At 62.3% G+C, this 21,954-nt stretch carries 23 protein-coding genes, 1 tRNA gene and 1 pseudogene; 13 read left to right on the plus strand and 12 right to left on the minus strand.

Translation table 11 applies throughout. From position 1 onward, the window contains the following. The first annotated feature begins 65 nt into the window (after positions 1-65). From urtB to ACQB61_RS20995, 7 genes and pseudogenes are all read left to right on the plus strand, one after another. Positions 66-1,693 (plus strand): annotated as a pseudogene (gene urtB, locus ACQB61_RS20965) (urea ABC transporter permease subunit UrtB). Beyond that, on the plus strand, positions 1,690-2,871 hold the full coding sequence (gene urtC, locus ACQB61_RS20970; RefSeq protein ID WP_430514191.1) for an urea ABC transporter permease subunit UrtC: 1,182 nt from the start codon (positions 1,690-1,692) through the stop codon (positions 2,869-2,871). The pseudogene urtB and the gene urtC overlap by 4 nt, the downstream one beginning before the upstream one ends. Before the next feature lie 4 nt (positions 2,872-2,875). Beyond that, a complete protein-coding gene (gene urtD / locus ACQB61_RS20975; RefSeq protein WP_430514192.1) occupies positions 2,876-3,622 on the plus strand; it encodes an urea ABC transporter ATP-binding protein UrtD in 747 nt (248 codons plus the stop codon). A 164-nt stretch (positions 3,623-3,786) separates the two neighbouring features. Then, positions 3,787-4,482: an urea ABC transporter ATP-binding subunit UrtE gene (gene urtE, locus ACQB61_RS20980; protein WP_334252017.1), complete on the plus strand. Its 696-nt coding sequence runs from the start codon at positions 3,787-3,789 to the stop codon at positions 4,480-4,482. A 138-nt stretch (positions 4,483-4,620) separates the two neighbouring features. Beyond that, positions 4,621-6,315: an AsmA family protein gene (locus ACQB61_RS20985; RefSeq protein WP_430514193.1), complete on the plus strand. Its 1,695-nt coding sequence runs from the start codon at positions 4,621-4,623 to the stop codon at positions 6,313-6,315. Then, positions 6,228-7,418, plus strand: coding sequence for an AsmA family protein (locus ACQB61_RS20990; RefSeq protein WP_430514194.1), 1,191 nt, complete (start codon positions 6,228-6,230; stop codon positions 7,416-7,418). The genes ACQB61_RS20985 and ACQB61_RS20990 overlap by 88 nt, the downstream gene beginning before the upstream one ends. After that, positions 7,373-7,540 carry a hypothetical protein gene (locus tag ACQB61_RS20995; protein WP_430514195.1) on the plus strand — a complete coding sequence of 56 codons (168 nt, stop codon included), beginning with the start codon at positions 7,373-7,375 and terminating at the stop codon, positions 7,538-7,540. The genes ACQB61_RS20990 and ACQB61_RS20995 overlap by 46 nt, the downstream gene beginning before the upstream one ends. Before the next feature lie 16 nt (positions 7,541-7,556). On the opposite strand, the gene phnN is transcribed toward ACQB61_RS20995, so the two are convergent. From phnN to fosX, 4 genes are all read right to left on the minus strand, one after another. Next, on the minus strand, positions 7,557-8,165 hold the full coding sequence (gene phnN, locus ACQB61_RS21000) for a phosphonate metabolism protein/1,5-bisphosphokinase (PRPP-forming) PhnN (protein WP_430514196.1): 609 nt from the start codon (positions 8,163-8,165) through the stop codon (positions 7,557-7,559). A gap of 43 nt (positions 8,166-8,208) precedes the next feature. After that, positions 8,209-9,354, minus strand: coding sequence for an alpha-D-ribose 1-methylphosphonate 5-triphosphate diphosphatase (locus ACQB61_RS21005; RefSeq protein WP_430514197.1), 1,146 nt, complete (start codon positions 9,352-9,354; stop codon positions 8,209-8,211). Further along, on the minus strand, positions 9,351-10,103 hold the full coding sequence (locus tag ACQB61_RS21010) for a DUF1045 domain-containing protein (RefSeq protein WP_430514198.1): 753 nt from the start codon (positions 10,101-10,103) through the stop codon (positions 9,351-9,353). Before ACQB61_RS21010 ends, ACQB61_RS21005 begins: the two co-directional genes overlap by 4 nt. Before the next feature lie 80 nt (positions 10,104-10,183). Beyond that, positions 10,184-10,624, minus strand: coding sequence for a FosX/FosE/FosI family fosfomycin resistance hydrolase (gene fosX / locus ACQB61_RS21015; RefSeq protein ID WP_430514199.1), 441 nt, complete (start codon positions 10,622-10,624; stop codon positions 10,184-10,186). Positions 10,625-10,839: 215 nt separating this feature from the next. Here fosX and phnF point away from each other — a divergent pair, with 215 nt between their 5' ends. Then, positions 10,840-11,472 carry a phosphonate metabolism transcriptional regulator PhnF gene (gene phnF / locus ACQB61_RS21020; RefSeq protein ID WP_430514200.1) on the plus strand — a complete coding sequence of 211 codons (633 nt, stop codon included), beginning with the start codon at positions 10,840-10,842 and terminating at the stop codon, positions 11,470-11,472. Positions 11,473-11,663: 191 nt separating this feature from the next. Here the strand turns inward: phnF and ACQB61_RS21025 are convergent, their stop codons facing one another. From ACQB61_RS21025 to ACQB61_RS21040, 4 genes are all read right to left on the minus strand, one after another. Continuing rightward, the gene (locus ACQB61_RS21025; RefSeq protein ID WP_430514201.1) at positions 11,664-13,139 is read right to left on the minus strand and encodes a CHAD domain-containing protein; all 1,476 of its coding nucleotides are present in this window, start codon (positions 13,137-13,139) and stop codon (positions 11,664-11,666) included. Positions 13,140-13,198: 59 nt separating this feature from the next. Continuing rightward, positions 13,199-13,696, minus strand: coding sequence for a cupin domain-containing protein (locus tag ACQB61_RS21030; RefSeq protein WP_430514202.1), 498 nt, complete (start codon positions 13,694-13,696; stop codon positions 13,199-13,201). Between the two features lie 154 nt (positions 13,697-13,850). Further along, positions 13,851-14,402 carry a hypothetical protein gene (locus ACQB61_RS21035; protein WP_430514203.1) on the minus strand — a complete coding sequence of 184 codons (552 nt, stop codon included), beginning with the start codon at positions 14,400-14,402 and terminating at the stop codon, positions 13,851-13,853. Between the two features lie 164 nt (positions 14,403-14,566). Next, positions 14,567-14,653 (minus strand) — tRNA-Leu (locus tag ACQB61_RS21040). Positions 14,654-14,822: 169 nt separating this feature from the next. On the opposite strand from ACQB61_RS21040, the gene ACQB61_RS21045 reads away from it, so the two are divergent. The 4 genes from ACQB61_RS21045 (at position 14,823) to ACQB61_RS21060 (ending at position 16,659) form a co-directional block, all read left to right on the plus strand. Next, positions 14,823-15,401: a YqaA family protein gene (locus ACQB61_RS21045; RefSeq protein ID WP_430514438.1), complete on the plus strand. Its 579-nt coding sequence runs from the start codon at positions 14,823-14,825 to the stop codon at positions 15,399-15,401. A 120-nt stretch (positions 15,402-15,521) separates the two neighbouring features. Beyond that, complete coding sequence (locus ACQB61_RS21050) at positions 15,522-15,920, plus strand: disulfide bond formation protein B (protein ID WP_430514439.1); 399 nt, start codon at positions 15,522-15,524, stop codon at positions 15,918-15,920. 14 nt (positions 15,921-15,934) lie between these two features. Beyond that, on the plus strand, positions 15,935-16,192 hold the full coding sequence (locus tag ACQB61_RS21055) for a hypothetical protein (protein WP_430514204.1): 258 nt from the start codon (positions 15,935-15,937) through the stop codon (positions 16,190-16,192). A 26-nt stretch (positions 16,193-16,218) separates the two neighbouring features. After that, positions 16,219-16,659, plus strand: a complete 441-nt coding sequence (locus ACQB61_RS21060; protein WP_430514205.1) for a metallopeptidase family protein — start codon at positions 16,219-16,221, stop codon at positions 16,657-16,659. Positions 16,660-16,715: 56 nt separating this feature from the next. On the opposite strand, the gene ppa is transcribed toward ACQB61_RS21060, so the two are convergent. Beyond that, positions 16,716-17,252: an inorganic diphosphatase gene (gene ppa, locus ACQB61_RS21065; protein ID WP_430514206.1), complete on the minus strand. Its 537-nt coding sequence runs from the start codon at positions 17,250-17,252 to the stop codon at positions 16,716-16,718. A 129-nt stretch (positions 17,253-17,381) separates the two neighbouring features. Then, a complete protein-coding gene (locus ACQB61_RS21070) occupies positions 17,382-17,900 on the minus strand; it encodes an N-acetyltransferase family protein (protein ID WP_430514207.1) in 519 nt (172 codons plus the stop codon). A 423-nt stretch (positions 17,901-18,323) separates the two neighbouring features. Between ACQB61_RS21070 and ACQB61_RS21075 the strand changes: the two genes are divergently transcribed. Continuing rightward, complete coding sequence (locus ACQB61_RS21075) at positions 18,324-18,782, plus strand: DUF2794 domain-containing protein (protein ID WP_430514208.1); 459 nt, start codon at positions 18,324-18,326, stop codon at positions 18,780-18,782. Between the two features lie 82 nt (positions 18,783-18,864). On the opposite strand, the gene ACQB61_RS21080 is transcribed toward ACQB61_RS21075, so the two are convergent. Both ACQB61_RS21080 and ACQB61_RS21085 read right to left on the minus strand, forming a co-directional pair. After that, positions 18,865-20,901 (minus strand): S8 family peptidase, encoded by a 2,037-nt coding sequence (locus ACQB61_RS21080; RefSeq protein ID WP_430514209.1) that lies wholly within the window; start codon positions 20,899-20,901, stop codon positions 18,865-18,867. A gap of 152 nt (positions 20,902-21,053) precedes the next feature. Further along, a complete protein-coding gene (locus ACQB61_RS21085; RefSeq protein ID WP_430514210.1) occupies positions 21,054-21,836 on the minus strand; it encodes a Bax inhibitor-1/YccA family protein in 783 nt (260 codons plus the stop codon). Positions 21,837-21,954: the final 118 nt, after the last annotated feature.

Genomic DNA, 21,954 nt, shown 5'->3' on the forward strand with positions numbered 1-21,954 from the left:
GGGAGGGGTAGCTGCGGGAGCTACAGCCTCCCGCTGCCATGATTGTTTCCAGCCAGGTGACGCCCATGTCTCTGAAACGCCTCATGATCTGTCTGCTGACACTGGTGATTTTCGCCACAGTCCAGCAGCCAGCCTTTTCGCAATCCACGGACGCGCTGCGGCCGCTGGTGAACAAGCTGGGCGAAGGCGGGTTCAAGGAAACCGAGGCACAGGTGGGCGCGCTGGCCGCCACCGGTGATCCGGCCGTTGCCCCGGCACTGGAAGCCCTGTCGTCCGGTGATCTTTACGTGCGCAAGAGCGACGGCATGGCCGTGATCGGCACGAAAGCGGGCCCCGGCCTTGCCCTGACCGATCCGCTGACCGGCGGGGCGCTGGGTACGGTCGCGGGGGTGAAGTCACCAAGATCAAGGTCAATAACGGGTTGCGCCGCACCATCCGCTCGGCTCTGGGCGGGCTGACACTGCGCGCACCCGATCCGGCAGTGCGGCTTGCAGCGGCTGGTGCCGTGTTCAAGGCGCGCGATGCGGAGTCACTGCCCTTGCTGGAAGCGGCGCTGGCCGCCGAAACCGATCCGGCGGTGAAGGCGGCGATGGAACAGGCCCATGCGTCCGCGATCCTCGTCAGTGATGCGCCGGAACCGGAGAAGCTTGCGGCGGTGGACATGATCGCCTCTGCTGGCGGGCGCGATGCCCTCTCCGTGCTGACGGCGGTGACCGGGGACGCAAAGACATCGCCAGCCCTGCGCGATGCGGCACAGACCGGCATCACGCGCATCGAAAAGACCATGGCTCTTTGGGATGGCGCGCAGAACATCTGGTATGGGCTGTCGCTCGGTTCGGTTCTGCTGCTGGCCGCCATCGGCCTTGCCATCACCTTCGGCGTGATGGGCGTCATCAACATGGCGCATGGCGAGATGGTGATGATTGGCGCCTATGTCACCTTCATGGTGCAGGAGGTGATCCGCACCAGCTTTCCGGCGCTGTTCGACATGTCCCTGTTCATAGCCCTGCCGCTCGCCTTTCTGGTGACGGGGCTGATCGGCATGGCCATTGAGCGCGGCATCATCCGGTTCCTCTATGGCCGTCCGCTGGAAACGCTTCTGGCCACCTGGGGCCTGTCGCTGATGCTGCAGCAGGCGGTGCGCTCCATCTTCGGGCCAACCAACCGCGAAGTGGGCAATCCGGACTGGATGTCCGGCGCCTTCCAGCTGGGTGAGATGACCATCACCTATAACCGGCTTTGGATCGTCGTTTTTGCACTGCTGGTCTTTGCCGGGCTGATGCTGGTGCTGAAGAAGACGCCTTTCGGCCTCTACACCCGCGCCGTCACGCAGAACCGCCGCATGGCCGCCTCCATGGGCATCCGCACACCCTGGATTGATGCGCTCACCTTCGGCCTTGGTTCCGGCATTGCCGGAATTGCCGGTGTCGCCCTGTCGCAGATCGACAACGTGTCACCCAACCTCGGGCAGGGCTACATCATCGACAGTTTCATGGTCGTGGTTTTCGGCGGCGTGGGCAACCTTTGGGGCACGCTGGTGGGCGCGCTGACGCTGGGTGTCGTCAACAAGTTCCTGGAGCCCTACGCCGGGGCCGTGCTCGGCAAGATCCTTGTGCTCGTTTTCATCATTCTCTTCATCCAGAAGCGTCCACGGGGGCTGTTTGCTCTCAAGGGCCGGGCAGTTGACGCATGATCACCCATTTTCTTCTCCGCGCCTTCGACCGGCAGGCCACGCTGTTCCTCCTCATTGCAGGTGCCATCATTCTGGCGGTGCCCGCACTCAACCTGCTGCTGCCGCCGAATCATCCGCTGCATGTGCCCACCTACGCGGTAAGTCTGATGGGCAAGTATCTCACCTATGCGCTTCTGGCGCTGTCGGTGGATCTCGTCTGGGGCTATTGCGGCATTCTCTCGCTGGGGCACGGGGCCTTCTTCGCCCTCGGCGGCTATGCCATGGGCATGTATCTGATGCGCCAGATCGGCCCGCGTGGCGTCTATGGCGATCCGGTGCTGCCGGATTTCATGGTGTTCCTCAACTGGAAGGAGCTGCCCTGGTACTGGTACGGCTTCGACAGCTTCCCCTTTGCCATGCTCATGGTGCTGCTGGTGCCGGGCGTGCTGGCCTTTGTCTTCGGCTGGTTTGCTTTCCGCTCGCGGGTGTCGGGTGTCTATCTGTCGATCATCACGCAGGCGCTGACCTATGCGCTGCTGCTCGCCTTCTTCCGCAATGACATGGGCTTTGGCGGCAACAACGGGCTGACCGATTTCAAGGATATCCTCGGCTTCTCCGTACAAGCCGATGCCACCCGCGCTGGACTGTTTCTTGCCTCGGGTCTGGCGCTGGTCGTGTCCTTCCTGCTCGCCCGTTCCATCACCCGCTCCAAGCTCGGCAAGGTGCTGGTGGCAGTGCGCGATGCGGAAAGCCGCACCCGTTTCCTCGGCTACAAGGTGGAGCGCTACAAGCTCTTCGTCTGGACCGTTTCGGCCATGATGGCGGGCCTTGCCGGTGCGCTCTACGTGCCGCAGGTGGGCATCATCAATCCGGGCGAATTTGCCCCGGCAAATTCCATCGAGGTGGTGATCTGGGTGGCGGTCGGCGGGCGCGGCACGCTTTACGGGCCGATCATTGGCGCGGTGCTCGTCAACTACGGCAAGACCTGGTTTACCGCCGTGCTGCCAGAAATCTGGCTCTTTGCCCTCGGTGCGCTCTTTGTGGTGGTGACACTGTTCCTGCCCAAGGGCATCACCGGCCTTGCGGCCCAGATGCGGGCAAAGATCGCGGGCCGCCGCAAGCCGCAGGACACCTCCTCATCCGGTACTCAATCCGGCCCTCAATCTACTGGCGTGAGTACGCCGCAACCGGCGGAGTGAAGCCATGACCCGTCAAACGAGCCTTCTCTATCTGGATGGTGTCAGCGTCTCCTTCGATGGCTTCCGCGCTCTCAATTCCCTGTCCTTCGTCATCGCGCCGGGCGAAATGCGCGCCATCATCGGCCCCAATGGCGCGGGCAAGACCACGATGATGGACGTGATCACCGGCAAGACCCGGCCCGATACGGGCGAGGTGTTCTTCGGCGGCCAGACCGACCTCACTCAACTGGACGAAGCCGATATTGCCGAGCTTGGCATTGGCCGGAAATTCCAGAAGCCGACGGTTTTTGAGAGCCACACGGTTCAGGACAATCTGGAACTGGCGCTGAAGGCTCCGCGCGGGCCGTTCTCGACGCTGTTCCATGTGCTGTCGCGCAAGGAAAAGGCACGGATCGAGGAGCTGCTGGAACTGATCCGGCTGGGTGGCCGCCGCAACGAGCTGGCGGCCAATCTCAGCCATGGCCAGAAGCAGTGGCTGGAAATCGGCATGCTTCTGGCGCAGGAGCCGCAGCTACTCCTGGTCGATGAGCCCGCAGCTGGCATGACCGACGCTGAAACGGCCGAAACGGCGGAGCTGCTCAAGGACATCAACAAGACCCGCTCGGTGGTGGTGGTGGAGCACGACATGAGCTTCATCCGTGCGCTGGGCGTCAAGGTGACGGTGCTGCACGAAGGCTCAGTTCTGGCCGAAGGCTCGATCGACCACGTGTCCTCGAACGAGCGGGTGGTGGAAGTCTATCTGGGGCGGTGAGGGGGCTGTGTTTCCTCCGGCCTGACCAAGGCTCCCCTTCCTCTTCCCCTCAAGGGGGAGAGGGCACTGCGGCAAAAGGAGAGTGCGTTCCTTCTCCTCAAGGGGCAGAGGAATTCTAGCGCGATGAAGGCCCCGCCTCTTGGCCGGGTGAAATGGAGCAGACCATGCTGAGCGTTGAAAAGATTGATCTTCACTATGGCGCGGCTCAGGCGCTCAAAGGCGTATCCATTGAGGCGGAGGCGGGCAAGGTGACCTGCCTGATGGGCCGCAACGGCGTCGGCAAGACCTCGACATTGCGTGCCATCGCGGGCCAGCAGCCGGTCAGCGGTGGGCGCATCCTGTGGCAGGGACAGGATATCTCGCGCCTTGCGCCCCATGCCCGGGCACGGCTTGGCATTGCCGTCGTGCCCCAGGGCCGCGAGATCTTTCCGCTTCTGAGCGTGAAGGAGAATCTGGAAACCGGCTATGCCCCGCTCGCCCGCCGCGACCGGACCATCCCGGAGACCATTTTCGAGCTGTTTCCGGTGTTGAAGGACATGCTGGCACGCCGGGGCGGTGATCTGTCCGGCGGGCAGCAGCAGCAGCTGGCCATCGCCCGCGCTCTCGTCATGCGGCCGAAGCTTCTGGTGCTGGACGAGCCGACCGAAGGCATCCAGCCGTCCATCATCAAGGACATTGGCCGGGCGATCGAGTGGCTGCGCGATCAGGGCACCATGGCGATCATTCTGGTGGAGCAGTATTTCGAATTTGCCCGCGACCTTGCCGACCGTTTTGCTGTGATGGACCGGGGTGAGGTGGTGATGGCGGGGCTGCGCAGCGAGTTGGACGAAACGGAGGTGCGCCGTCACCTGACGGTCTAGTCTTGCAATCCGGTCTACTTGAAACTGGTAGAGCTGGTGTGGCCCGGCATAAGAATTACGCTGTTCTGCGTTTCAAGGTCACGCTGTTGACACGCTTTGTCCTAAACTCGGTCCGATTCGGTATTCGGGGAGACTGGGATGAAGCGGCTTGTGATCGGGGCAGGCATCGTGGCTGTGCTCATGGCATCTGCTGTGGTCATCGTGCCCATGGTGCTGCCGAAAGATGCCATCAAGGCACGGGTGATCCAGGAGGTGGAGGCCGCCTCCGGCCTGCGTCTGCGCATTGACGGCCCGGTATCCATTTCCCTTCTGCCGGCGTTTCATCTCAGCGCGGAAGATGTCGGGCTGTCCGGTGAGGCCGGCGCCCGGGGTGTCGAATTTGCCCGTGCGGGTTCCATTTCCTTCGAACTTGGCTGGGGAGCTCTTTTCGGCGGCGCCATTCAGGTCACCGGCATTGCCCTTGAAACACCGGAGTTCAACCTTCTGGTCGATGGTGAAGGCCGCACATCCTGGGCGCCACGCAAGCCGATGAAACGCATCGAGGGCGTCTTTACCCAGTTCGAAAGCAAGGGCGGCGAGCAGCCAGCGCCAGCGCCCGCTCAGACACTTCCTGACGGTGCGCCGCAGGAAGCGCGGGACCTGGGTGCGCTGGCCCGTGTCGGCTTCGACGACGTTCAGATTCGCGGCGGGCGCCTTGTCTATGCGGACGAGCGTAGCGGGACGCGGCAGGAACTGGCCGATATCAACGGTCGTTTCACGATGCCCGGGCTTGATAAGCAGGCTGATCTGGATGTCAGCGCCATCTGGAATGGCCAATCCGTTCTGCTCGACGCACAGGTGGCGAGCCTCCTGAAACTTGTGGCCGGAGAGACGGCCGCAATCGATCTGATGGCCAAGGCGGGCGGGGTGACAGTCAACGTGGAGGGCGGGCTCGGCCTGTCGCCGCTGGCTGTGGATCTGGCTGTAGACGGCAAGGCCGATTCTCTGGCTGCCATTACGGCGCTTTCCGGCGCCGAAGGTGCGCAGGACAGTGGCGAAGTCTCGCTCGCGGGCCGTGTCGCAGGCGATACGCGCCAGATTGTCCTGCAGGATGGAATGGCAGCCCTTGGTGCGCTCAAACTTGCGCTGTCTCTCAATGCGGACCTGACCGGGAATGCCCCTCGTATTGAAGGGCGTGTCCAGTCTTCGGGCGGCAGCTTGCAGGATGCGCTGAGGCTGGCAAACCTCTCCTTCCCGGCCACGGGTGAGTTTGGCACGGATCTGCGCTTTGCCGCTTCAGGGGCGGATGCGCCCTCTCTGCTGGGGTCGCTGGAACTGTCTGGCCTTGTCTCGGTCGCGGGCGGCACGGTCACCGGCCTTGATCTTGCCGCTGCCACGGGCGGCGATGAAAGCGCCAACCAGATCAGCGGCATCAATGCCAAGGTGAGTTTCGACGGGCTGGACAAACCTGTCACCGTCTCTGGCGGACTGAGCTGGCGGGGAGAGGCCTTCGCCCTGAAGGGGGCTGCCACCCCGGCCATTCTGCTGGCAGGTCTTCCGGCTCCCGTTGATATCCGTCTGGAAGGTGCCAAGGGGGCGCCGGGTTCGAGGGCTCTGCTTCATTGTCCGGCGGCGTTGACGGCTCGGTCTTCGTGGAAACGAAGAGCCTGCGCAACCTGTTGTCCTGGCTGGGCCGTCCGCTTGCGCCGGGCGCAGGCCTTGGCCCGTTCCGGGTGGCGGGTGCGTTTGCCGCCGGGGACAATAGGGTGTCCTTCCGCAATACGGCCTTCACGCTGGACGGCATCAGCGGCAGCGGTGAGGGCAGTCTCGTCTTCGGGGCGGTTCCGAAACTGACGGCTTCGCTCGTGCTCGAAAGCCTGCCGCTTGATCCCTATCTCGGCACGGGCCCGGCGCAGGCACCTGCCAATGCCAAACCCGCTGGAGGTGCTGCAGCACCGTCTGGCGGCGCCAAGGCCGCGAAGGGCTGGAGTAATGCTCCGGTCGATTTCGGCGGACTTGCCGCCTTTGATGCCGATCTGACGCTGACGGCCAAGTCGATCAACTGGGACAGATTCAAGCTCGGTAATAGCGCCCTCAAAGTGGTCATTGCCGATGGCGTTCTGAACGCAGATCTGCAGCAGGTCTCGCTTTATGGCGGCGAAGGCAAGGGGACGCTGACGGTCGAAGGCGGCAACCGCCAGCCGCAGATCCGATCTGCCTTCACCCTGTCCAAGGTCGGGGCACGTGATCTGCTGCGCGATGCCACGGGTATTTCCTGGCTCGATGGTTCGGGCTTTTTCTCCTATGACATCAACACGCGCGGCAGCAGCGAAGCGGAATTGATTGGCAATCTTGGCGGTGAAGCGAAGGTTGAGGTTCTCAACGGTGCCATTCTCGGGGTCAACCTTCCGGATATGGTGCGTAATGTTGCGTCCCGCACGCTGCTGGGCTGGCAGCAGTCCAGCGAGGCGCGGACCGATTTCACCACGCTGACTGCCTCCTTCCAGATCAGTAATGGCGTTGCCGTCAACCAGGATCTTGCACTGGCCGGTCCGCTGATCCAGATGACGGGCAGCGGCACCACCGACATGCCGGGCCGGATGCTCGATTGGCGGGTGGAGCCGCAGATCGTCCCCAGCCTTCAGGGCATTGCGCCGACACCGCGGGCCAAGGGGAATCCAAGACGATGGCTGCGCTCGGCGTGCCGGTCGTTATCCGGGGCTCCTGGGACCGGCCGCAGATCTACCCGGATATTCAGGGCATTCTGGAGAACCCGCAGGCAGCTTATGAACAGTTGCAGCAGGTGGGCGGCGAACTGGTGCAGCTTCTCAAGGTCAAGCCGGATGAGGCGCTGGGAACTGTTGCCAATGACCTCATCAGCCAGACCTCTGGCGGCAAGGTGCAGATCGATGTGCAGAAGGTTCTGGATGGCGAGGTCAGTGACCAGAGCGTGCTGAAGGCTCTGGAGCAGGGCTTCGGGCTGCCGTCCGGCTTCCTGGGGTCGTCGGGGCCGGGCGTGCCGGAAGGGCGCGAGGTGCTCCCGGAAGAGCCGGGTTCGGAATCCCAGCCTCAGCCTTGAGGAAATAAAAGCGGCGTCAGCTGGCTGCGGCAGGCAGGCCAAGGGCCCTGCGCATAGAGGCAAGGCTGTCCTCCAGCCTGCCGGAATTGTCGATGCGGATGACGCCGGGCACGTTTGGCATGTCGATGTCGGCCCGGCTGAGGCGGCGGCTGATCTCTTCCCGGCTTTCGCGTCCGCGCGCCGCCAGCCGCCCGGCCAGCACGTCGATGGGTGCGGTGACCAGCAGGATGATCAGCGAGGCGTATTTCCGGCGCGCCTGATTGAGGATCTGGCGTGAGCCATTGGCGATCACCGTGTGACCGGCGCGGATGCCGTCATCAATGCTCTCCGGCAGGATATAGCCAAGGCCATGCGCCTCCCAGGCAAGGGCAACACGGCCCTTGCTGCAAAGGGAGTTGAACTCGGCGCTGCTGATGGAATCATGATCTTCCGTCGCCCCGTCTTTCGTCCGGGTGATGAGGCGCCGTGCGAAGATGTAGGCTGGATCGCCTTCAAGGCTGTCTCGCAGGGCATTCATCAGCGTATCCTTGCCCGCGCCGCTGGGGCCAACCACCAGCACCAGCCTGCCCGGCCCGAGCATGGCCGTACCGCCATCTGTCTGATGCTGTTGTATCCCGCTGTTCATTGCATGCTCCGTAAATGGCCCGGCTGTGTGTGGTCCGCCAGCCTCAGGCGACGCGCCGTCCCTCGCGCCAGACGCCGCGCACAACCGGCACATTGCCTACCAGCCGCACCTGCACCAGATCGGCCCTGAGACCCGTCTCCAGGCGGCCGCGGTCGGCAAGGCCTGCCATCCGCGCCGGGGTGGCTGTCACCATCGCCATCGCCTGCGGCAGCGAGATGCCCTCGACCTCTCCTGCAAGATGGAACGCGGCCTGCAGCATGGACACGGGCACATAGTCGGAGGAAATGATGTCGAGGCAGCCGTCCTCGGCCAGTGCCTTTGCGGAAATGTTGCCGGAGTGAGAGCCGCCGCGCACCACATTCGGCCCGCCCATCAGCACGCCCATGCCGGCCGCGTGGGAGGCGCGGGCGGCTTCAAGCGTGGTCGGGAACTCGGCAATGCCGGTGCCGAGGCTGACGGCCTCGTCCACATGCGCCACGGTTGCATCGTCGTGGCTGGCCAGAAGGATGCCGCGCTCACGGGCGGAAGCTGCCAGCAGCTTGCGGTGCTGCGGGGCATTCTTGTCCGCAACGGCCTGCCGCATGGCAATGTAGGCTTCCATCTGTTCTTCGGTGAAGTTCTTCTTTGTCTGGTAGTAGACGCGGTACATCTCGATGGAAACGAACTGCCGCTGACCGGGCGTGTGGTCCATCAGCGACATGAGCCGCACGCGTGCATCCTTGCTGAAATGCTCATAGGCGGTCATCACGTCCGGGGCTGAAACCTCACAACGCAGATGGATAAAATGTTCGGCACGCAGGCGTTTTTCCGACTGTGCGCTTTCGATCGCGCCAGCGAGTGCGCGCATGTCGTCCACATTCAGTTCCGCTTCCGCATCCATGCCGACGCGCAGGGCATCAAACACCGTGGTGATGCCGGCGCAGGCAATCTGAGCGTCATGGGCCTGCACCGCGGAAACCGGATTCCAGCGCACCTTGGGCCGTGGAGAGTAGTGCGTTTCCAGATGGTCCGTGTGCAGTTCCACCAATCCGGGGATCAGGAAGTCGCCCTCGCAATCATGCCCATGAGCCGGGAGGCCGCCGTCATCTATGGCGCTGATCGTGCCGCTCTTCACCTCCAGGCTGCCGGTGATGACACTGTCAGGCAGAACGAGGCGGGCGTTGGTGAAGCTGTGCGTGATGTTTGTCATTGTCTCGGGCTCCCGGCGGAAACGGGTATTTGGCGCAGGTTGGGGTCTTGCGGGCCTGTGGATCCCGTGAGGGGCAGGATTTCGACGGCTCGGAATGGCGCGCCGCGTTCTGGCTCGGCAAAAAGACCAAGGCTGGCAATCTGATGGGGGCGGTCCGTCACCCCGGCAAAGTGATCCATGGCAGCCGCTTCAAGGGCAGACATGGTGCTGTCCTCTTCCAGCTTCCCCGAAAGGGTCATGTGAAAGCGGAATTCCTCGAAAACATACGGATAGCCCCAGACCTGCAGGAGCTCCTGCTGGCTGGGTGAGAGGTTTGCGGCAAGACGGCGGGCCATGTCGGCTTCGCTCAGCGGTGCCCGGAAGGGTTCAAAAGCCTCGACACAGGCTGCGGCGAAGCCATTGAGATCAGCGCTTGCAGGCTGTGGGGTCAATGCCAGAAAGCGGCCAAGCCGGGTGACGGAAAGACCGGGAATGGTGAAGAGAGCCGCATGGCTGCAAAAGCTGCGGAACGCAACGCGCAGCGCCTGTTCGTCAGCCCCGGCGGCAAGGGAAAACGGCGCCTTCAAAGTGCCGTGAAAGCCGTAGCGGCGCGGGTCCGCCGTCAGGGTGGCCAGATCCTCAACCGTGAGGCCGGGTATCTCTGGCTGAGGCAAGGCCTTGCCGTCTACCGCGTCGCGTCCAAGCCACGCGGCACCGAGCCGGGTCAAAGGACTGTCTGCGGGGGCAGTGTAGTAGATAGCGTAACGCATCGGGGAAGGCCGTCTTGTCTCAAGAATCGGAGGGCTGGATAAAAGAAGCAATGGCCAGAACTAAGGCTGGCGCATGTAGGCTATGTGACAGAGATGTTGCCGTCCTCAGCTCCGGTGTGGCGTGCATAGGCGGCGAGCCGCTCCTCCAATGTGCCGGAGTGAAGCTCGAACAGATGGTTGTCTTCGTCATAGAAGTACACCGACCGGCCCTCACCGGCAATGCGGGGCCGAGGCGGCCTGACGTCAAGCCCAAGGCTGCGGATGCGCTCCATTGCTGGCTCGATCTCCGCATCATCCACCTTGAAGGCGATGTGATTGTAGCTGCGCTCTGGCAGGCTTTCGCCTTGCATGACGGCGATCCATATATCCCCGGATACAAAGAATTTCTCCGCAGATAACGAAAATCCAGCGCCGCGACTGCAGTAAACCTCGTTGAGGCCAAGGACCTCCGTGAGGATTCGGGCCATTTTTGTGATGTCACGGCAGATAAAAGTCATGTGGGAAACGCCTTGAATCGCCATGGATCAGATTCCTGTTTGCGCATACAGTCAATGCGCGTATATTTTTGCAAGGTTGTCCCATAGGTTGCCTTGGATCAACTTGCTTTTCACCGCGTCATAAGTAATTACTGCAATGCCCTGCCGGACGGGTAAGGGCTGATGAGTGTTTGTTGAATTTGTCTACTTGTATACATTGAGCTGAGCGGCAAAGCAACGCCGTGGCAAGGGGGCGCTGAATGACCGGGTTTGGACCGCTGGACCGGGGAACAGGGATTGCCGTCTGGCGTCAGATAGCCGAGTGGATCCGCACTGAGGCGGCCGCTGGCAGGTTCGTGTCAGGCATGCAGTTGCCGCCAGAAATGGAGCTGGCAGCCCGATTCGGCGTGAACCGGCATACGGTCCGGCGCGCTATTTCGGTGCTGACGCATGAAGGACTGCTTCGAGCAGATCAGGGGCGTGGAACCTTCTTTGCGGGGCGTTCAGTCAGCTATCCGATCTCACGGCAGACGCGGTTCTCCGAAATTCTGGCCGGGCAAGGCCACGCGCCGGGCGGACGCCTGACGGGAGCGGGTGTAGAGGGGGCGAATGAACTCCTTGCTGCGAGACTGGAAGTGCCGGCTGGAACACCTCTGCAGCGGATAGAGACCTTGCGGATGTCAGGGGATGTGCCGGTTTTGGCTGGCACAAGCTGGTGTGAACTGGCCCGGTTTCCTGGCCTTGCTGCTGATTTCGCAGAGACAGGCTCCTTCACCCAGTGTTTCACCAGGGCAGGGCTTGGGGGTATGTCCGCCGCGAAACACGGGTCTATGCTGAACGCGCCACGGTTGAAGACGCCCGGCAGCTGGGAATTGATTTCGGCTCGCCCGTGATGGTGATGGAAGTGATCAATGACGATCCGGGGGCAGTCCGGTGCAATATGCCCGCAGCCGTGTAGCTGCAGACCGGATGGAGCTGGTGGTGCGCAGCTGATCAGTTCTTCTTGCGGGTCCAGCAGGGCTTTGCCTTGCTGGCTTCCTTCCAGCCGCTGCGGGCCTCGGGCCAGGCTGTCCGGGCCTGCGCTTCATGCCATCCAAGGACGAAACCCGACGCCGCGGCAAGGGAGGCCGCCCGCACTGTCTTTCCGGAGCCAGGAGAGAGAGGCCAGCCGTTCGGCCATGGCGACATCGTTGAGATAGCCGAAGACGTCCTGCAGCTTTCTAAGCTGCTTGAGGAAGGTCTTGCGCGCTTCGCTGGGGAACAGGCTGGCGAAAAACTCCAAGCCATAACGGAACTTTTTCAGAGCCTTGCGCATGTCGTGCCGCTCGGTCCGCGACAGCGTGTCAAGCCGCCGGCCATAACTCTGCACCTTGCGCCAGCGTTTGCCTATTGCTTCGCTGGCAAAGAAAATAACAGGTTCGCCGAGCTGCTCCGCCTGACGCGTATCCTCTTCTTTACGCCAGCCCGCCGTCTCACAGTAGCTGCCAATTTCCAGCAGGAAGCTGTTGAAGACCGTGCTTGCCAGTTCCGTTTTCAGGCCCTGCCGCGCAGCCTGCCGGTCCTTGCCAAGCTGTTCCAGCAGCAGCGGAATGTTGATGCCCTCCGGAGCATGGGATGCGAGAGGGGCGGTGATCTCATCGCTCAGCACATCGAGATCGCGCAGGGCCCCGGCTGCGGCAGCAAAGCGGCTTGCCTGCAGGTCCAGTGCGCCGGTGCGGCGCGGATCAAGGACCGGGCGGAACAGCTTGAAAGCGGTACGCAGCCGCCGGAACCCAATGCGCAACTGATGCGGGCCCTCGTTGTCCGTGCTGGTCAGGCAGACCATGCGGGCGGCCGAAATCTGGTCGATGCAGGAGCGCAGGATATGCTGATAGGCGTCTTCCACACTCATCGTGGCGGCAAGGCTGATGGCGCCGGGTTTGCTTGGGGCCTCGTCTTGCCGGATGAACAGCCGGTAGCCGCGCTCTGCCTTGCTCATCGGCGAAAAACGGAAGGCATGGCTGCCCGTCAGCGCCAGTGCGGCCTCATAAAGCGGCGCGATACCCCCGGATTTGAGCTCCAGCTCCAGCTCGTAAAGGGGCTGGCGTTTGTCTCCGGCAACAATCTCGCCTATGTCCAGCGCTGCTTCGATGATGGTGCCATCTTCCCGCGTGAGGTCGCGCTGGGTGCGTTGCATCACCGTCTCGAAACAGGGAACAAGCTCCGCCCCGCCGGTGCAGTCCGCGATCTGGCGGCGGATATCGTCATCGGCGACCTGATCCAGCTGGAACTGCGGACCGCTGACGTCTGTCTCGATCTCGATGGGGGAGGACAGGCCACCCGAAAGCGGCTTGCCGAGTTTGACCGTCTGGATCCAGCGCCGCCCGGATTTGCGCACCCGCGCGGCAATCTTGGCCTTGTGCAGCCGAAGATCCGCCGTGTCGAAATAGATCGACGTGAGTTGCTTTGTTGAGGGTGTGCCGGAGGAAAATCCTGTGACAGCCCCGGAGAACTTCAGGTCCTCCGCTGCGCGAGGTTCAAGCTCGAGCTTGAGTTCGACTTCCTTGTCCGGCGTGCTCATGGCAAAATTACTAACCTGCCGGAAGTTTAGAGTCGACTGCTTTCAGAAGGCCGCCCCGCTCATCCGCGTCCGAACAGGCGGCCGATGCGAGCGCTCACCTTCATCAGGAAGGAAACGGTCCAGGGCATGGGCCGGCGGTTGAAGGCAATCTTGCGCACATAGACCGGCACATGCCAGACAGCGCGGGTGCCTGCTGGAAACAGCATGCTGACACCGGGCCGGCCTTCATAGGTGTTGCCCGCCTCGTCCGTGATGTGCACTTCGCCTTCAAGGAAGAGCACGGTTTCATCCCAGAAAAAGTGCCAGTGGAACGTGCCGGCGGTGCACTCCCAGTGGTCGGTCGAGGACCAGCCGTTGGTGCCGGTAGACAGGCTGGCAAGCCGGGCTTGCGGGGTGCCCTCGATGATCCACTCCCGCCGGATCGGCGCGCTGCGCATGGCGGCAGTGTTGAGTGCCGCGTAGCGGAAGGCGGGCGTCGAGCCGCCCATCTGCGTCATCTGGGGTGCTGCTTCCCCGTCCTGGGGCTTGCCGATGTTACCATTTTCAATCAGTGCCATGATGCCCAGCCTTCTCCTGCCCGGCGGCGCCTCTTTGCCTGCGGGCACCTGCCGTTGGTGGCGTTATGTCACAGGCTGTATTGCCGCGCGGTTTAACCGCAGATCTGCACCGTCTGGAATTTGCAAATGCGGTTAACTGCCGGTGACTGGCTGATCAGGCTTTGCGCTGGTAGCGGGCAGCTTCAGCGGGCCAGCTTTCAATATCATGCGGGCGGCCTTCCTGATCGGCAAAGGTCACCATATCACGGGCAAGGATCGCGTCGAAGAGCAGAACCGAGGTGACAGCCATCCGCCTGCCCCGGTCAAGGATCAACAACTCGAAGCCTTCCTGCAGGCGGGCACGCAGATAGGGCACGATGTCGCTGGCTTTCCAGGCGAGCGGGCGGGCCGGATCGACGAACATCACATAGATGCGCTCGATCGGATCGCGGTGAAAATAGGCACCGGCGTCAAGCGGATGGGGGATCCGGTTGCGGTCCGTGCTGTTGTTCAGCCGGGCGGAGAGATAGGCGCATTGATAGGCAAGACAGGCAGAGGGGCGTTCCGGCTGACCGAAGATGGCACAGCCATGGTCCTTGATGCTGGCGCAAGGCCGGTACATCGGCTTGTCCAGCGGGCCAATCTCGGGGAGTTCGCAGCAATAGGTGCAGGTGCGGCACCAGGATATGCGGGCGCCAGCGTCCTTCTTGCGTTTTGCCTGCCCCACGCGGCATCTCCTCTGCGCTGGTGATCATAAATCACGCGGCAGATTAAAGACTTATCCCTGAAGCTCAAGGCCAGTGACGCGCATGAAGGGGAGGGACGCAAGGCAAGGCGCTAAAGGAGGGCGCTGCACTGGTGCAGCTTGCCTGGAAATGGCGCTGAAAAGTGTGGTGCCCCTGGCCCGAATCGAACGGGCACTCCCTCACGGGAAACGGATTTTGAATCCGTCGCGTCTACCAGTTCCGCCACAGGGGCAGCGTCCTTGGAGCCGCGAATATAGCCAGACTGGCTTTGCCGTCAATCCACCCGGCGTGGCTTTCCCCGCTCCAATCCGCAAATCTCTGCTGCACCGCGAAAATATCCGCAGCGGCACCCTGTTCCCCCGATGACAAAAGCTCCGGCGGCGGCTATGCAGAATGCCATTATGCTGAGAAAACTTTACGACTGGACCCTGTCCCTCGCCTCTGGCCCGCGCGCTCCGCATGCGCTGGGGGCTGTCTCATTCATTGAAAGCTCGTTCTTTCCGATTCCGCCGGATCTGCTGCTGATCCCGATGGTGGTCGCGAACCGGCGCAAGGCTTGGTTCTATGCGGCCATCGCAACGGTTATGTCCGTTCTGGGTGGCATTTTCGGCTATCTGATTGGCGCTTTCCTGTTTCATCAGGTCGCCGAACCGATCCTGTCCTTCTACGGCTACATGGAAAAGTTCGACCGCTTCAGTGAAATCTTCAATGCCTGGGGCTGGTGGTTTGTGTTCATCGCCGGGCTGACGCCGTTTCCCTACAAGGTGATCACCATCGCCGCAGGTGTCACGGGTCTTTCCATGCCGGTCTTTGTCATCGCCAGCATCGTGTCGCGCGGCATACGCTTCTTTGCGGTGGCGGCACTGCTGTATCTCTTTGGTGAGCCAATCCGCAACTTCATCGAAAAGCGCCTTGGTCTCGTCTTCACGATATTTGTGATTCTGCTTGTGGGCGGCTTCGCTGCTATCAAGCTGCTGTGATATCGCATGAGGATCTGAAATGACGTCGCTTCAGCGGGCCAGGGCGGCCAATCTGCTTCTGCTTCTGGGGGCACTGCTTCCATCGCGGCTGCCTGGGGCTTCCAGCTTATTGGCGGGTATCTGCCCTGCAAGCTGTGCCTTGAGCAGCGCGTGCCCTATTATGTGGGGCTGCCGCTGGCTGTGCTGGCGCTGCTTGCTCTTCTGACCCGCCGCACCGGCATTGCCACGGTACTGCTGCTTCTCGTCGCGGCGGTCTTTGCTTATGGGGCTGGGCTTGGCGCTTATCAGTCCGGAGCCGAGTGGGGCTTCTGGATGGGGCCAACCGACTGCGGCGGCGGCGGTGCCACACCCAAGTCTGCGGCCAACATGTTGCAGGCGCTGCAGAACACCCGCGTCGTCTCCTGCACGGAAGCCAGCTGGCGCCTGTTCGGCCTGTCTTTTGCGGGCTGGAACATGGTGGCCTCTGCCGCAGTGGCTGTTCTGGCGCTATTTGCGGGTTATCAGGCCCGCAAGGGCTGAGAGGGGACACGGCCATGGGTGAGCGGGAACGGCGGGCAAAGGCCAGGGAGGACGAAGCCAGGCGGGCCCTGTCACGTGTCCAGGCCGAGAGCGAGACCATCCTGGGCTCCACCACAAGCCGCATGGCCAGCCATGCCCAGCGTCATTTCGGCGCTGCTGACAAGAACCAGAACGACCGGATCGAGGTCTGGGGCACGCGTATCGGCCGGATCGCCGGCCTGCTGTTCGCTGTTGGTCTGGTTATCTATCTGGTCAGCGCCTATCTGATGTGAACCGTGAGTTCACAAGAGGCGATTTGATGAGTGACCGGATAGAAGGGGCTGACCCGCAGATTGCGGCTGTTGCTGCCATGGTGGCTCCGGGGCTGGATGCCTTCGAGATCATCGCCCTTCAGGCCTATGCGCAGCTTCCCGAAGAGTTTCTGGCACTTTGCGAGGGTGTGGTGATCACCGTCGCCGATTTCCCCGATGAGGAGATGCTGGAGAGTGTCGGTCTGGAGGACCCATTCGAGCTGATGGGGCTGTTTCAGGGCATCGGCCTTGCACAGGGCGGAGACATGTTCCAGACCGGGCAGCACCCGAACCGGGTGTGGCTGTTCCGCCGCCCCATTCTTGATTACTGGGCAGAGCATGAGGAACAGCTGGGCGATGTGGTGACCCATGTTCTGGTGCATGAGATCGGCCACCATTTCGGCCTGTCGGACGAGGATATGGAAGCAATCGAGGCCGCAGCGGGCTGACCCGCGCGGCCTCGTTTTTGCTGCCAGTGCCGGACATGAAGCCCGGCATTACAGTGTCACTTGTCTTCAGTCTTGGCGCGTTCGATCGCCTCGACGATCAGCTGGCGGGCCTTTTCCGGGCCTTCGACGCCGGTGACCTTGACCCACTTGCCGGGCTCCAGATCCTTGTAGTGCTCGAAGAAGTGCTTCACCTGCTCCATGGTGATCGCCGGAAGATCGTCAACCGAATTGACGTTCTCGTAGCGGCGGGTCAGCTTGGTGCTGGGAACGGCAATGATCTTTTCGTCCTGGCCGCTCTCGTCTTCCATCATCAGCACGCCGATCGGGCGGCAGCTCATGATGGCGCCGGGGATGATCGGGCGCTGGTTGATCACCACCACGTCGATGGGGTCGCCATCGCCGCACAGGGTGTGGGGCACGAAGCCATAGTTACCCGGATAACGCATCGGGGTGTAGAGGAAGCGGTCCACGTACATGGCACCTGCTGCCTTGTCCATCTCGTACTTGATCGGCTCGCCGCCGACCGGAACTTCGATGATGACGTTGATGTCTTCCGGCGGGTTCTTGCCGATCGGCACCGCATCAATACGCATGAGCTTGCTCCTTGAGTTGCTGCGCAGGTCTATTGCAGGGACCGCGCCGCGAAGCAAGGGGCAAGTGTGGCAGAGCGTTGAAATCCGGGCTTTTTGTAGCCGCAGGGTGATGGCTCCGGCAGGGGCGTATCAGCGCTCCGTCTCGCGCCAGCAATAGATCGACAGCTCGAGCCGCTTGCCACCCGTCTGGTGCCAGGAGCGGCCGGTCAGCACGCCGCCAAGCGCGGCATAGAAGCCGCAGGCCGGTTCATTGTCCGTCAGAACGCGTACCGCAAGGCCTTTGAGCCCGCGCCGTTCAAGGCAGGTTCTGACGCTGGCAAACAATCTCCGGCCAAAGCCGAGGCCCTGATACTCCGGTTTGAGATAGAGCTCGTACAGTTCACCGGCACAGCCAGTGCCCCGCATGCGGCAGGGGCCATAGCTGGCATAGCCAGCCACTTCACCCGCCACTTCCAGCACTTCGATCTCGACACCCTTGTCGATGGCATCATGCCACCAGCCGCCGCTGCGGCGGGCGACAAAACGCTCCAGATCCAGCCCGTCGAGCATGCCCCGGTAGGCAAGACGCCACGCGTCGGCATGCACGGCCGCAAGGCTGGCCGTGTCATCATGTCTTGCGGGGCGCAGTTCCACGAGGCTCGTCGTCATGGGCAGATGATAGCCGGGCGGGAGACAAACTGGAAGCGGGCAATCAACGGGGAAGGGTGGCGTGCCGCCACGGCAAATGAAAAGGGCCAGCACGAGTGCTGGCCCTTCAAGTCCCCGTCCGAATGTACTTCAGCACTCAATCTGATCAGCTCCGTTCCGGGGGCTGGGGGGCTAATGCGTACCGGAACCAGAACCGTTCAGGCCGAACGGGTATGATCATAAGATGGTGGGCCAACGTGGCGTGTGAAGGGCTCAATTGAGGCAAAAGCAAGGTATCTTTTCAGCTTTCCTGCGGCCTTGAACCCCTGCGACGCGCAGGCTTGCCAGTGCGCCCCGCAAGGGGCATCATGACAACTCAATGACATATCCTCGCCGGCAGGCATCAGCAGGTCTGATTCCGCAGCAAGGTTGACGGGAGGTGGCATGAGCGAGAGCGAAGGAGATGCAGCCGGACAGCCGCAAGGCTTTCCTCTGGAGATGCCCGTCCGGTCAGACAGTCCGCCCGGAGCCGGTTCCCAGGTCAATGCTCACCAGCACGGTGCGTCCCAGACCGCCGTTCCGCAGCCCCCGGCGAAACCCGTCGTTTCCTTCGACCGGCGCGAGCTCGATCAGATTTTGCGCATCTATGGCCGCATGGTCGCGGATGGAGAGTGGCGGGACTATGCCATCGACCTGATGAAGGACCGGGCCGTCTTCTCCGTCTTCCGCCGCAGCAGTGAAATGCCGCTTTACCGGATCGAGAAGGACCCGAAGCTTGCCCGCCGCCAGGGCGCCTACAGCGTGGTGGCCACGGGCGGCATGGTGCTCAAGCGCGGGCACGAGCTGGCGTCGGTGCTTAAAGTATTCGAAAAGAAGCGCCACTTGCGGCTGGTGGATGCCTGAAGTCAGACAGACTGCCCCTTGATGAACAAAAGCCCCCGTGCCGTCTGGTCCGGGGGCTTTTGCTTTCAGCTTGTTTCAGGCCTCAGAAGCGCAGGCTCAGTTCGGCGTTCACCGAATGGGACTGGGCGTTGCGGCGCAGTTCCCCACCATAAGTCAGCTTGCCGGTCAGCTTCTGACTGGCGTTCGTGGCAGCAACACCGAGGTTCAGCCGTCCGATATCACGCCCGAGATCGGGCGCTGCGCTGTTCATGGGGCGGCCCAGCATCTGGACCTTGCGGCCTGCGGCAACCGGCCCGAGGGCGCGGGCGTAGGCGATGTCCATCATCGGCGTCACGCTGTAGCTGCCCAGTGCAATGGGCGTTGCCGACAGGCGCAGGCCAACACCGGTTTCCGAGCCCGTGGAGGTGGAGCTGCGCAGGCTGACATTGAACACGTCGGCCCCCGTTTCGCTGCCAGAACCCAGCCACTGGTGGCGGACACGGCCGTGCACATAGGGCCGCGCCAGCAAGCCTTCGGTCTCGAAGGTCATACCGATGCGGGCCGAAGCGGAGAGGCCGAGATCCGTGGTCTTCGTCTGACCATTGACCGCGAGGCTGGTGCCGGACCCGGTGATGTTGTTGCGGTCGAGGGTGTTCTCGAAGCGCGAGAAGCTGGAGGCGGCCTCCAGGAAATAGCGGTCATAGGTGTAGCCGCCATAGATCAGGGCATGCAGGCCGTTGATGCGGCCTCGGTCACCGGCGCTGTGCATGGACGAGGTGCTGAAGCCGCCCGCTGCGCCAAGGCGCAGATTCTCTGTTGCGATAAATTCGCCGCCCACAAGAAGGCCCGCGCTGCGGCTGGTGGAGGCGGCGGAGGTGGAGGTGCCGTCCATCAGGCTGACGCCCGCCAGCGACTGCACCCAGAAGCGGCGGCTTACTTCGCTGGGCGCTGCCCCATTTGTAGAGACGGCGACGGCCGGTCCTGCCGGATCCAGCAGCGCGCTGGCACGCTGCTCGGTAATACCCATGATCTGGTTGACGGCCTGCGTCTGCACCTGTGCAGTCTGCGAGAAGGATGAGACCTTTCTGACGTCATTTGTACTGGTCAGCCGGTCGAGGTTGAGCAGACCCCAGCCGTATTGCTTATCGATACCGGCTGCGCCGATATCCGAGGCGGTCATCAGAACGAGACGTGCCAGCTGCTCCGGGGTGGCATTGGGGTACATCTGCTGGGCGATTGCCAGTGCACCCGTGACGTGGGGCGTGGCCATCGAGGTTCCGGAGAAGCGCACGTAACCACCAGTGTTGGCCGTGGAATAGATGCCGTCATTTTCCTGATCATCACCGCCGCCAGGTGCTGCCAGGCACCACATCATCGTGACGCCGCAGTGGTTGGAATAGGCCGGCGAGGTGCCATCGCGGCCGACGGAGGTCACGGCAATCCAGTTGGGCGTCAGTTCCGGGTAGAGATAGGGCATGGCAGCCTGGACACCAGCGTCCGTAGCGCCGTCATTACCCGTTGCCCACACGAGCACCGCGCCCCGGCGCGCCGCCTCGCGGGCGGCAGCCAGAAGTTCGCCATCATCTTCTTCAAAGGAAGCCCGGTCAGCTGCCAGATCGCCCGAGGGCACATAGACGTAGCTGCCCCAGGAATTGTTGAAGATGCGAATGCCATTGTCGAGGCCGTATTCGAGCACCCGTGCTGCGTATTCGTCCTCGATCTTGCCATTGCTGTCCATGATGGCGAGGTTTACGAGCTTTACGCCCGGTGCCACACCCATCATGCCAATGCCGTTGGCGGATGCTCCGATGATGCCCGCCACGTGCGTGCCGTGGCCATCGGCGTCCGTGAAGGTCGCCATCTCCTCCGAGCCATTGTAGTTGAGGGCGCTGAGATTGGCGATCAGGTCCGGATGGCTGGCGAGAATGCCGGTATCAAGGACACCAACCGTAACACCGGCTCCGGTATAGCCACGGGAATGGGCGATCGGGGCGCCGGTCATCAGCAGCCCCCATTGGGCATCGTATTCGTTGACCGGCACAAGCGGCGCTGCCTGCGTTGCTGCAAGGCTCAGGAGGAGGGTAGACGCTGCTGTTGCACCAAAAAGTGCGGAGCGCAGAAAATTCGGATGTGTACGCATATCAGCCCTGAAAACCACTTAAACTGTCTTTGTATCCTTCAAGGTTGAGCGCAGTGCAATCAACGTCCGGTGATGGTAGTTTTTGGGTTGATCTGAAAACAAAAAGGGCGCGGTGGTGATCCGCGCCCTTTGTTTCTCTTGTCTGCTTGCGCTTATTCGCGGTTGCCGAACAGCTGCAGCAGCATGATGAAGAGGTTGATGAAGTCGAGGTACAGGCGCAGAGCACCCATGATCGACTTCTTGGCAACGGCTTCGCTGCTGTCGCCTTCGTAGTACATTTCCTTGATCTGCTGGGTGTCATAGGCGGTGAGGCCTGCGAACACCAGCACGCCGATCACCGAGACAGCGAACTGCAGGGCGGACGACGCCAGGAAGATGTTGACCACCGAGGCAATGATGATGCCGATCAGGCCCATCATCAGGAACGAGCCCCAGCCCGACAGGTCCTTCTTGGTGGTGTAGCCGTAGAGGCTCAGCGCACCAAAGGAAGCGGCGGTGATGAAGAACACGCGTGCGATCGATCCGCCCGTGTAGACGAGGAAGATCGAGGACAGGGATGCACCCATGAGGGCGGCATAGACCCAGAAGCTGATCTGCGCGGTCGAGGTGCTCATGGACTGGATGCGCATTGACAGGAAGAACACCATGCCAATGGGAGCCAGCATGACCAGCCACTTCAGCGGCGAGGCATAGAGCGCATAGCCAAGATCCGAGAGCATCGTGCCGTTGCCGAGAACGGCAGCGGCGGCTGCCGGATCAGTGGTCGTCGCAAACTGGGCGAGGCCCAGAGCGATGAAGCCAGTGATGGCAAGACCGATGGTCATGTAGTTGTAGACGCCCAGCATGTAGGAGCGCAGGCCCTGGTCAATGCCGGCATCGGCGTAGCGGCCGGCGACCGCGTACGGTGCTTCATTTTTCCGGTCGAACGTCGACATGTGTTGTTTCCCCTTCATTGGTTACGCGGGAGGGACACTCCCAAACCGCCTCGACGGACTACTCCGTTTGCTGAAGAATATGGGCGGGGTTTGGTACCGGCACAAGGGCAAATGACCA

The sequence above is a fragment of the Pannonibacter phragmitetus genome, assembly GCF_050510895.1.
Taxonomy (GTDB): Bacteria; Pseudomonadota; Alphaproteobacteria; order Rhizobiales; family Stappiaceae; genus Pannonibacter; species Pannonibacter phragmitetus_B.